Genomic DNA, 11,206 nt, shown 5'->3' with positions numbered 1-11,206 from the left:
TGCCTCGCAATATGTACTCTCGGTAGTTGTCGTGGGGTGTGGCCCGGCCTGGGACACGATCGTTCCACCGGTGTCAGCGGCTGCTATCGGCCGTCGTCAACCGGGAAGCCAGGGAGACGGGCGAAGTCTCCGCCGGTCCGGTTGCTCAGGCGACCCATGATGTGCAGCTATCGGGTGCCCAATCGCGCTCCTCGCAGACACGCAGCTTGATGACGCTAGATCCGAAACCGCTGCTGACTCTCGTTCCGCCTCCGCTGTGGTTCCAGAGGTGGCGTGTGGTGCCGGGGGAGGCCCGGCGCTGGTATTGGGCCTCCACGGAGTTTCCGTCGTTCTCGTTGTCGTAGAGGTAGACCTGGGTGTTGGCGATCGCCTTGTCCTTACCGTGGTAAACCCTGAGCGCCGCATGGGCCGTTTCGCCGAGGGCCGGCACGCTGAGTGCGGCGGCTATGGCCAAAAACGGTACGAGCCTTTTCGTTCGCATGAAAAATTCCCCAGTCTTTTCTCTTGTTCATTATGGGGATTTCGGAAGGTTTGAAGTGGTGGCTAGGCGACCCATGATGCACAGCTATCGGGTGCCCAATCGCGCTCCTCGCAGATGCGTATTTTGAACACTGTGGATGCGCGGGCGCTATAGGCGGTCGTACCGGCTCCGCTGTGGTTCCAGAGGTGGCGTGTGGTGCCGGGGGAGCCCCGGCGCTGATACTGAATCTCCACGGAGTTTCCGTCGCTCTCGTTGTCTTGGACGGCGACTCCATCGTCATGGAGGAAAGTCCACCCCGTGTCTTTGCCGTGGTGGGCCCGGAGTGCCTCGGCGGCACCGCCTCCAAGCGCGAGACTGCCTGCCGCTGCTACCGCCAGCGGAACCATAAGTTTTCTTGTGTATGTGGACATATCTCTCCCCGCGTGGTGCTCTCTTCTGGAGGGGTAGGGATGTCTTCTTGTTTTCCCATTCTATGAGAATCCGGCTCTTGGTTTTACTTTTTGTTTGATGTTTGTTCATCTCAGGTGGTCTTATTTGAGGATTGGGAATTTTGTTTACTTTGTCCTTTTGGGGAGTTTGGAGGGGTCTGTTTCTTATGGCGGCGGATGGAATCGGCCTCTGGCTGGGGCGCCGCGCGCCTGTGTGGTCGTCGGGCAACGCTGACCGTGGCCGGATTCGGTCACCGGGAACCGGCTTCTACAGTGAAGTCGTCCCCCGAGTGGATCTTCACTCACCACGCTGCTCCCCCGGCTGGATCGGCGGCGAACGGGAAACGTCGGCCTGCCGCCGTCGCTTCAGCCCTCGGTGGGAGCTTTTCGTTGTCTGGAAAGGACATAATGGTCTTCAAACGTCTCCTCGCCGCGTTCGGTGTGGGCGGCCCCAGCGTCGACACCGTTCTCGTCAACCCCCACGTGCGCCCTGGCATGCCGCTGGAAGGACACGTCGAACTCGTCGGCGGCGATCATGACACCGAGATCGAGGAGATCGTCCTCGCCCTGCTGACCAGAGTCGAGGTGGAGGTCGGTGAGGAGGAGGCCGAACCCCTCGTGGAGTTCGCGCGCATCCCGGTCGCCGGTCCCCTGGAGTTGGCGGCCGAAGAGCGCCGGTCGATTCCGTTCAGCTACATGGTGCCGTGGCAGGCCCCCCTCACGGAGGCCGGCGGTGACACGCTGCCGGGCGTCGGCGCCGCACTGCGCACTGAGGTCGCGATCGACGGCGCTCTTGACAAGAGCGACCTCGACCCCGTCTTCGTCTACCCTCTCCTGGCTCAGGACCGCATCCTTGAGGGGTTCGCCCGCTTGGGGTTCGTCGTCAAGCACGCCGGGGTTGAGGCCGGGCACCTTCCCGGAACCGCTCAGGAGCTGCCGTTCTTCCAGGAGATCGAGTTCCACCCCGCGCCGCGCTACGCCCACCAGTTCGAAGAGATCGAGGTGAGCTTCATCGCCGACGCGGAGGGCATGGACGTCGTCCTGGAGTTCGACAAGCGCGGCGGCATGTTCTCCGAGGGCCACGATCTCGCCGGCTGTTTCCGGATCACTCATTCCGAGGCGGAGACCGTCGACTGGACCACCCAGCTAGACGTCTGGCTCCACGAGGCGTTGGAGCGTCACCACCTGCTCTTCGGCGGCCACTACGACCATGGCGGCCACCACGAGCACGAGGAACACGAGGAGGACGGTGGCGGTTGGGGCGGTGTCGTCGCCGGTGCCGCCGCCGGGGTCGCCGCGGGAGTCATCGCCTCCGAGGTCGTCGACGCCTTTGACGACGACGAGGAAGAGCTGGAAGAAGAGCTGGAGGAACAGGAAGAAGAGCTGGAAGAGCTCGAAGAAGAGGTAGAGGAGGAGTAGCGGCACCGAGCCGTCTGCCGGCCCGCAAGCCCGTCGGCGGGTGCGTGTGGCGCCCTACGGTGTCGGTCGCGCGCCGGGGATGTTCCAACGCGCGGGACCGACACCGCTCGCAGCCCGACCGCCGCTTCTCTTACGTGCGGCCTTTTCGGCTTTTCTTGCCCGGATGGGCTTTTTCGCTTCTGTGGCGTCGGCACGGGCGCAGGCCGTCGATGATCAGGCTGAGGCCGATCCCGAACAGCCAACTGTCCTTGGCGAGGGCGATGCCTTGCGGGCTGGGCCGGATACCGTCCTCTAGCCGGGCGTCGGGGGCGGTGAAGTACAGGCCGAGCAGGCCGCTGCTGAACCCGGCCAGGGCGGTGCCGGCCAGCGCGCTGGGGACGATGGGCAGCAGCAGTGCCGTACCGACTCCGATCTCGGTCCTGCTCAGCGTCTTGGCGAACAGCATCGCATCCATGTCCCGCACGATCGGGTAGGCGCGCGCGGCCTCGCCGTGCAGGTAGCTTGCCGTGTCGGCATCGGCGTTACGTTTGCTGAGTCCGGAGTTGAGCAGGAAGGCTCCGGTGATGATGCGCAGCGGTAGGTGATGGGAACGCATCGGTCCTCCAACCGGGTCGTGTGGGTCGCAGCGCTGGAAACCAGCGGGCACGCTTGGGCACGTGACTACCCGTTTCACACGTCACACGTCAGGACGACCCTCGGTGAGAGGCACAGGTTTTAACCGCCGCTGACCCGGCCGGTCGCCTGTCACGCCACGCGCTTGGCCAGTCGCTTGCTCGACGGCAGCTTCGACCAGACCTCGTTGGCTTCGGCCAGGATCGCGTCGGCGTCTTGGCGTTCCAGCCCGTTGACGACCCCCAGAGTGAACAGGGTGGTCGGGCGGTCCTCTTCGGCGACCGAGGCGGCCAGCTCCGTCAGGTTGTCGGTAAGGAACTCCCGCGCCGCGACACCGTCCTGGTAGCGGCCCAGCACCTCCTGCACGTTGCGCGCGGCCTTGCGGGCGTTGCGCGCCGGCTTTCCCAGCACCGGCTCGCTGACCTCCCCGGCGTAGCGGGCGCGCTTGGCGGCCTTGCGTAGCTCATGCCATGCGGTCTCGCGTTCGGCGGCGGTGGGCGCCGTCTCGGTGTGGCGGTGGGCTTTTTCCATGCGGCGCCATGCCCGCAGCAGGTCACGGCTGAGCGGTTCGCTGCCGGCCCCTTGAGCGCCGCTGTGCAGCGGTGGGGTGGAGCGCAGTTCCTCCAGCGCGTCGAGCAGGCGGAAGTAGCGTTGCCCGTTGAGGACCTCGTGGGCATGGTCGAGTGCGGCCCGTTCCCGCGCGTCGAGTTCGTTCAGCCACGCGGTGGACAGCACGCCGTTCTCGCCGGCGTCGGGTTGGCGCGCGAGTTCGTCGGCAAAGCGTTCCCGCAACACCTCCAGGTCCCGCGCCGGGCTCAGCTCGCCGGAGAGCCAGCGCAGTTCGTTGGCCGTCTCTTCGGTGGCGTCCCGGTCGATGACGCTGCGGAAGGCGCGTAGCACGGTGCGCAGTCGGCGGGTGGCCACCCGCATCTGGTGGACCGCGTCCTCCTCGTCGAGCCGGAACCGCATGTCGTGCTTGAGGATGGTCTCTACCTGGTTCCACATGTAGGACTGCACAGCGGCCACCGCGTCCGCCGTGGGGTCGGGCGCGGTGCCTCCCGTGGGGAGGCGTTCGCCGAGCAGTCGCCGCAGTTTGGAGCCGCCGGGGTCGCGTTGGGCGCCGGCGTCGGTGAGTCGTTTCTCGACGACACTGCCTTGGCGGGGGGAGGCGCCGGCGAGCTCGACCTCGATTTCGCGCCACGACACGGTGACCAGTCCGGCGTCGTTGCCGAGAAGGACGTTTCCGGTGACGGTGTCGTCGGCCACGATGACGGCCGGGTCCTGCGCTGTCTGCGAGCCGTTCTTGCCTTTCGACGCCTTGTCCTTGCGTGGTTTCCCGACGTGCAGGACGTGCTCGACGCGTTCGGTCTTTAGCCGCGCCACGGGCCGCGGTTGCGCGCCGCGGGTGGTGGCGGTGACGAGGCGCGTCAACTCTTGAGGGGCGTGCCCTACCTCGGCGTTCAGCGGCGCGTGGAACTCTCGCTTGGCCCCTTCGCCCACGGGGACCTTCAAGTGCCATCCGGCGTCGTTGCCACCTGTGCGGCGCCGCAGCGTGATGCCGCGTGCGGCCAGTCGCAGGTCCTCGGTGTCGAAATAGAGGGCTTCGAGGTGGTGGGAACGCAGGTCGACGCGGGTGGCGGAGTCCGGTGCGGCGTCCACGAGGTCGGGTAGCCGGAAGTCGGCGGGAACACGGTGCGTCGTTTCGAGTTCGACGTGGTTGCTCACGTGTGCCTCCTGCCAGGTTCCGGCCGTTGTAAAGCCGCGAGGTTCAGAAACGGCCTTTACGTCGGGTTTCCCTGTTTTCCTACCCTGCGATGCTTTCTGTTTCACATGGGAAACAGGGGGGTCGAGGGTGCGGCTCGTCCTACCGATGATTCGTGGGGGGTCTTGGGGAGGTGGACGTGTTCTCTTACCCATTGCTAACCGGGATGAGTAACGATGGCGGGCATGAGCTCATCCAGTTCCGTGCTGATCGCTGACGACGACCGCGCTATCCGTGAGTCTTTGGAACGTGCCCTCGAACTGGAGGGCTACGAGGTGCTCACGGCTTCCGACGGTGTCGAGACGCTGGCGACGGTCCACCAGCGTTCCGTCGATCTGCTCGTGCTGGACGTGATGATGCCTGGGGTCGACGGGCTGGGCGTGTGTCAGGTGCTGCGCGCTGAAGGGGACCGCACTCCCATCCTCATGCTGACCGCCCGGGTCGAGACCTCCGACCGGGTCGCGGGACTAGACGCCGGCGCCGACGATTACCTGCCCAAACCCTTTGAACTCGACGAGTTGCTGGCCCGGCTGCGGGCGCTGCTGCGCCGCTCCACCCCGCCGGCGGAGGGCGCAACAGAACAACTGCTACACGTCGGCGACTTGCGGATTGACACCGCGGCCCGGAGGGTATGGCGCGGCGGCCGGGAGGTGGAGCTGTCCAAGACCGAGTTCGACCTGCTGGAACTGCTCGTGCGCAACGCCGGCATCGTGCTCGACCACCCCACGATCTACGACCGGATCTGGGGCTACGACTTCGGCCCTGAGTCGAAAAACCTGGCGGTCTACATCAGCTACCTGCGCCGTAAGCTCGAACCAGAGGGCACGCCCCCACTCATCCAGACAGTGCGGGGTGTGGGATACACGGTACGACCCCAATGACTGCACCACTCGACTCCGACCAGCCCCACCGCAACTCCCAGCAGGGCCGCGGCCCGTTGACGCAGCTCAATGACATGAGCCTGCGCACCAAGTTCGCCCTCATCTTCGCGCTCGCCGCCACGATCGTCATCGCCCTGGTGGGGTCGCTCGCCTACAACGCGGCGGCCACGCTGATCCGCAGCAACACCAAGCAGGAGTTCAGCTCCACCGTCGCCGGTCTCGACCACGACCTCAGCGCGCCCACGCTGGGCCCTAGCACCGTCAGTGGGTTGAGCCTGCTGGACTCGGAGACGTTCACCTTCCGCGTGTTGGGTACTGACGGCACCGTAGGAGGGCCGGCGCGCGACCGCGAGGAGATCCAGGCGCTGCCGATCACCCCGACCGATCGCGAGATCGCGCGTACCCACCAGCCCGGGGTTGTCGAGACGCGGGGCGAGAGCGTCGACGGCGACCAGTACCGTATCGCCACCCTCTCGCTGGGCAGCGCCCGCGGGGCGGTACAGATCGTGCAGCGGCTCTCGCCCACCGAACGGCTGCTCGACACGTTGGCGTGGCAGATCGTGCTCGTGGGTGGGGCGGCTTGTGTGGGCGCCGGTCTGACGGGCGCGCTCTTGGCGCGCCGGATCACCAGCCGGCTGATCCGGTTGACGGAGGCCTCGGAGTACGTCAGCTCCACCGGTCAGCTCGACCTCGTCGCGCCCGACGACGAGCAGGGGGGTCGAGACGAGGTCGGCCGGCTCGGTAAGGCGTTCAATGAGATGCTCGCCCGGCTGGCCAGCGCCAAAGAGGAGCAGCGCCGGCTGGTGCAAAACGCCTCCCACGAGCTGCGCACCCCCTTGACGAGCCTGCGCACCAACGTCAGCGTGATGAAGCGGTTCGACCAGCTTTCCCCGCAGGGGCGCGAGCGCCTCGTCGAGGACATGCAGGGGGAGACACGGGAACTCACCGAACTGGTCAACGAGCTCGTGGAGTTGGCCACCGACTCGCGCGAGGACGAGCCGCAGCAGCAGGTGACGCTGCGCGAGATCGCTGAGCGGGTCGCGGCCCGAGCGAGCCGGCGCAGCGGCCGGGAGGTCGTTGTCGACGCCGACGACACGGTGGTTCTCGGCCGCCCGCACGCTTTGGAGCGCGCCTTGTCCAACCCGGTGGAGAACGCGGTCAAATTCGATGAGGAGGGCCGCCAGCCGGTGGAGATCGTGGTGCGTTCCGGTCGGGTCGAGGTCCGCGACCGTGGCCCCGGCATAGGGGCGGAAGAGCTCACCCACATATTCGAGCGCTTCTACCGTTCGACGTCAGCGCGTAGCCTCCCCGGGTCGGGGCTGGGCCTGTCGATGGTGCGCGACATCGTTACAGCGCACAACGGTGAGGTTTTCGCCTACAACCGTGAGGACGGCGGCATGGTCGTGGGCTTCGAGCTGGCTCCCGTCTCTCCCACCGGGCCCGCGGCCTCCGGCGCCGACGGCGGGGAGCCCAACGGTTGACCGTTGAGCGCCGGCCGGCGACCTCGTGGCAGGCGGGCGAGCCGCCCTGCGCCGGCTACGGCTGTTTTCGGCCGCGCCGCTCCGTGGTGGCGCGCCGCGCTGTGGCCGCCGGCCCCGTCCGGGACGTCAGTGGGTGTGGGAATGGGAGACGTCGCGGTAGACACGTTCGTAGCGTGCCAGGGAGTTCGCCTGGTCGTGCGGTGCCGCCATCGCTCTGCTGGCCTCGCCCATACGGATACGCTCCTCGGGGGAGCTGAGGATCGTCGTGAGGTATTTGGCTAGCTCGCCGGTGTCGCCCGGCTGGTAGAGGTAGCCGTTGCGGCCGATCTCGACCAGGTGGGGCAGGGCCATGGCGTCGGCCGCGACCACCGGCAGGCCGCTGGCCATCGCCTCCAGGGTCGCGATGCTTTGCAGCTCGGCGGTGCCGGAGATGGCGTAGACGTCGGCGGCCCGGTAGACCAGCGGCAACTCCTCGTGGGAGACGAACCCCAAGAAGTGCACACGATCGGCGACGCCCTTCTCGGCTGCGAGCCGTTCCATGCGCTGCCGCTGGGAGCCCGTGCCGGCCAGCACGAGCTGAGTGTCCGCCACCAAAACCTGGGGCAACGCCTCGATCAGGTCCTCGATGTGCTTCTCTTCGTCGAGGCGGCCCACGAACACGACGGTGGGACGATCAGCCATCCCCAGCCGCGCGCGCACGCGGGAACGCGCCTCGTCCGCGCCGCCCTCGGTCGTCCCCGCGTCCCGACTGGGGTGGAACCGGCTCAGGTCGATTCCGCACGAGATCGCCTCCACCGGCCGCTGGAACCCCTTGTCCAACAGGAGTTGCGCCGCGATGCGGGTGGGGGTGGTGATGTGCTCCACATCGCGCAGCACCCGGCAGAAGTCCCGCCAGGCGAGGTCGCCGATCGCGGTACGCAGCGCCTCGGGGACGTGCAGGTAGTTGAACAGGTTCTCCGGCATGAAGTGGTTGGTGGCCACCACCGGGATGGCGTGGCGCCGCGCGGCGCTGAGCAGGAGGCGACCGACGATGAAGTGGTTCTGGATGTGGATCACGTCGGGGCGCAGCCGCCGCAGCAACTGTTCCACGTGGCCGCGCGTGCCGGCGGGGACGGTCAGCCGCAGGGTCGCGTGCACCAGAGACGGCATCGAGCGCAGCCGGTGCACGGTGACGCCGTCGCGGACCTCCACACCGGGCGGTCCCTCGTCGGACTGGCAGAGCACGTGGACGTTGACACCGCGGGCGATAAGCCCCTGAGCCAACCGTGCGGTGAAGTAGGCGGCACCGTTCACATCCGGGGGGTAGGTGTCGGTGCCGATGAGGACGCACGGCGTCCCGCCGCTCGCTCGGGCGCGCTGCGAGCGGCCGTGTCGCTCTGGTTGTCGCGTCCTCAGCAGGGAAGGGACAGTAACGGCCATCAGTCAGTTCTCCAGGCGGGCACGGGGGTTACGGTTACCGCGCCTCTCGATTGTGGTCGTTCCACGTTTCCGGGCGCCGTCCAGGCGATGAACGTGTGACCGCGCCGAGCACAGTAGTGCCGCGAAGAATACCTGGCGAACCCCTGGCACCACACGTGTTAACCCTAGTGTTGGCCACATGTCATGCCCGTGTTGGCTCGGTTTGGCCGTGCACCTTCGGTGGTGGTGACGTTGCGGCCCTCGCCGTTCCTAACCCCACACTCGGCTTGACACCCCTATAGAATCCCCGGGGCGCGCATGGAAAGCTTGCTGTTCGCTCGTGTCTCGATCGCTCCGCGATCTCAACAGCCTGGGGTGGGCTGGGGTCGATGTGGGGTGGGTCCCGTGAGGGGTGGGCTGGGTTGGGGTGGGTGCCGCAAGGGGCAGAGTGAGGCTGGGGAGTGCCGCGGCTCGACACTTTCTGGGGTGCTCTCGCCACTGCCCCGCAGAGACCGAGAGCCCACCGCTGTATCTCTCGCAACATGACACCTTGCGTGGCAGCGGGTTTCTGGGGTGCAGTGACACCTTGCGCTGGAGCGACGTTGCCCCACTCCTGTAGCCGTCCGCCTCGTTTCCGCTCGCCTCAGCCCCAGCATCCCCTTTAAGCTGCCGAGATCGCGAAGCGATCGAGGCCCGAGCGGACGAAGAACCTCCCCACCCCGCTTGACCCCCTGTGGAAACACCCCCAAACTTCGGTACCCCTCAGGCCCGGTCGGTCGTGTGCCGTGGGGCTATGGGGTTTTTCTCCTCGGGGGCGGGCAGGGAAAAGCCGGTGCCGGCCACGCACTCCCCCGCAGCGCGCGGCCGGCACCGGAGATGATCCCGCCGGGGGCGGGTTAGCCGCCGATGCTGTTGGCGGAGTCGGCCCCCAGCGTGACCTCGGTGGTCTGGGTCTGGCCGTCGCGCTCGTAGGTGACCGTCACCGTGTCGTCGGGCCGGTGTGAGCGGATCGCCGCGATCAGGACGTCGGCGTCGGAGATGGTGCGGTCCTCGACTTTGGTGATGATGTCGCCCCGTTGCAGACCGGCTTTGGCCGCCGCGCCGTTTTCGGAGACGTCGACAACCGCCGCGCCCTCACCGCGCTGGTTGTCGGTGATGGTCACGTCCATCGCCGCGTAGGTCGCCTGCCCCTGCTCGATGAGCTGTTCGGCGATGGGCTTGACCTGGTTGATCGGGATCGCGAAGCCCAAGCCGATCGAGCCGGATTGCGACCGCATCGCCCCGCCGGTGCTGGCGATGGCGGTGTTGATGCCGATGACCTCCCCGCTCATGTTCATCAGCGGCCCGCCGGAGTTGCCGGGGTTGATCGGCGCGTCGGTCTGGATGGCGTTGATGACCGTCGACGTCCTCACCTCGCCTCCGGAGCCGCCTTCCTGGTCGGGCAGGTCGAAGGGGAGGTCCTGCTGCTGGTCCTCCTCGCTTTCCACCGTGCCGGTGTTGACCGGGCGCTCCACCGCGCTGACCACACCCGAGGTCACCGTGCCCGACAGCCCTAGCGGGGAGCCGATAGCCACTACGTCGGCGCCGACTTCGACCTTGCTGGAGTCGCCGAGGGTGGCTGGGGTCAGGCCGGAGACGCCCTGCGCCTTGATGACCGCCAGATCCGAGACGGGATCGGCGCCCAGGACCTCGGCTTGGGCGGTCTCCCCGTTGTTGAACTGCACGGTCAGCTCGCCCCCGGCGGCTGAGACGACATGGTTGTTCGTCAGGATCTGGCCGTCGGAGCTGATGATGACACCGCTGCCCCCGCCGCTGCCGACCTGGATGGACACCACGCTGGGCAGGGTCTGTTGGGCCACGGTGCTCACGTCGCCGGAGCTGACCGAGCCGCTGTTTTGGCTGTCGAGGGAACGTGACGTGGTGCCGCCCTGTTCGGAGAGGGCGTAGGTGGTGACCACCGCCGCGGTCGGCCCCACGATCAAGCTGGTCACCAGCGCGGTCGCGCCGGCTACGGCCAAGATCTTGCCGCGTGTCCACGGCTTCTTTCCAGAGCCCTGCTCGGGTGGCGGCGGGCCGGGGGAGAAGGAACCGTGCGGCACAAAGGGGGGCGGACCGTAGTCACCGCCGCTGCCGGGCGCGCCGGAGCCGTGGGGGGGAGGGGTGGCGTGACCGCCGCGGTGCGCCCCGTGCTGCCCGCTGTGGGGTGGGGGCGTGCCGTATCCCCCGCTGGGGGACGTGTGGCTGAACGGGCCGGGCTGGCCCTGTCCGGGCGTGCCCGGGTCGCCACTGTGGGCGGTGTGCTGTTGCTCCCAAGGGCCGTCGGCGAAGGAGCCGCGGGCGGGACGCTGCGGCATGCTGGAGCGCTGCGGCCCGTAGGGCTCTGCCCCCGCCGGGGAACCTGCCACGGGGCCACTGTGTTCCGGCCCGTTGGGGGCCGGCTGCTGCGGCGCGGCTTCGGAGGGCGCCGGGGCGCCGGCTTCGGGATGCCCGATCGGACGTGTCGTATCCGTAGCGGTACGATCGCGTTCGGCGTCATTCGCCCCGCCCTCGGGGGCGCCGTTGGTGGGGTCGGTTGCGCTCATGGTGTCCTCCGGGCCAATCCACGTGGCGTTTCGGCGGAGGTCGTCGTCGCCCCGCCGAGGTGTCGTTCATTCCGTGCACAACAGTGCGCCGTGAAGGTTAGAAAGTGGTGAGACAGCGGATAGGCACGGTTTCGAGTGTTCAACGCGCCGGCTTGACCGCCC

Annotated in this window: 8 protein-coding genes; 3 read left to right on the top strand and 5 right to left on the bottom strand. The window is 67.6% G+C overall.

The window, feature by feature from the left end:
* Window positions 1–145: 145 nt before the first annotated feature.
* Window positions 146–481 carry a hypothetical protein gene (locus ABD848_RS16410; RefSeq protein ID WP_344972858.1) on the bottom strand — a complete coding sequence of 112 codons (336 nt, stop codon included), beginning with the start codon at window positions 479–481 and terminating at the stop codon, window positions 146–148.
* Between the two features lie 836 nt (window positions 482–1,317).
* On the opposite strand from ABD848_RS16410, the gene ABD848_RS16405 reads away from it, so the two are divergent.
* Window positions 1,318–2,328, top strand: a complete 1,011-nt coding sequence (locus tag ABD848_RS16405; RefSeq protein WP_344972856.1) for a sporulation protein — start codon at window positions 1,318–1,320, stop codon at window positions 2,326–2,328.
* Between the two features lie 130 nt (window positions 2,329–2,458).
* Here ABD848_RS16405 and ABD848_RS16400 read toward each other — a convergent pair whose 3' ends face one another.
* Window positions 2,459–2,923, bottom strand: coding sequence for a hypothetical protein (locus ABD848_RS16400; protein WP_344972854.1), 465 nt, complete (start codon window positions 2,921–2,923; stop codon window positions 2,459–2,461).
* A gap of 149 nt (window positions 2,924–3,072) precedes the next feature.
* Window positions 3,073–4,665, bottom strand: coding sequence for a CYTH and CHAD domain-containing protein (locus ABD848_RS16395; RefSeq protein ID WP_344972852.1), 1,593 nt, complete (start codon window positions 4,663–4,665; stop codon window positions 3,073–3,075).
* Window positions 4,666–4,887: 222 nt separating this feature from the next.
* Between ABD848_RS16395 and ABD848_RS16390 the strand changes: the two genes are divergently transcribed.
* Both ABD848_RS16390 and ABD848_RS16385 read left to right on the top strand, forming a co-directional pair.
* Window positions 4,888–5,583, top strand: coding sequence for a response regulator transcription factor (locus ABD848_RS16390; protein WP_344972850.1), 696 nt, complete (start codon window positions 4,888–4,890; stop codon window positions 5,581–5,583).
* On the top strand, window positions 5,580–7,064 hold the full coding sequence (locus tag ABD848_RS16385) for a sensor histidine kinase (protein WP_344972848.1): 1,485 nt from the start codon (window positions 5,580–5,582) through the stop codon (window positions 7,062–7,064). Before ABD848_RS16390 ends, ABD848_RS16385 begins: the two co-directional genes overlap by 4 nt.
* Before the next feature lie 126 nt (window positions 7,065–7,190).
* Here the strand turns inward: ABD848_RS16385 and ABD848_RS16380 are convergent, their stop codons facing one another.
* Both ABD848_RS16380 and ABD848_RS16375 read right to left on the bottom strand, forming a co-directional pair.
* Window positions 7,191–8,483: a glycosyltransferase gene (locus ABD848_RS16380; protein ID WP_344972846.1), complete on the bottom strand. Its 1,293-nt coding sequence runs from the start codon at window positions 8,481–8,483 to the stop codon at window positions 7,191–7,193.
* Window positions 8,484–9,358: 875 nt separating this feature from the next.
* Entirely contained in the window at window positions 9,359–11,044 is a 1,686-nt protein-coding gene (locus ABD848_RS16375) for a S1C family serine protease (protein WP_344972844.1), read from the bottom strand.
* Between the last annotated feature and the right edge of the window lie 162 nt (window positions 11,045–11,206).

Source organism: Salinactinospora qingdaonensis (assembly GCF_039539445.1).
Lineage (GTDB): Bacteria > Actinomycetota > Actinomycetes > Streptosporangiales > Streptosporangiaceae > Salinactinospora > Salinactinospora qingdaonensis.
The sequence above is the reverse complement of the archived record's forward strand: the minus strand, read 5'-3'. Positions and strand labels throughout refer to the sequence as shown.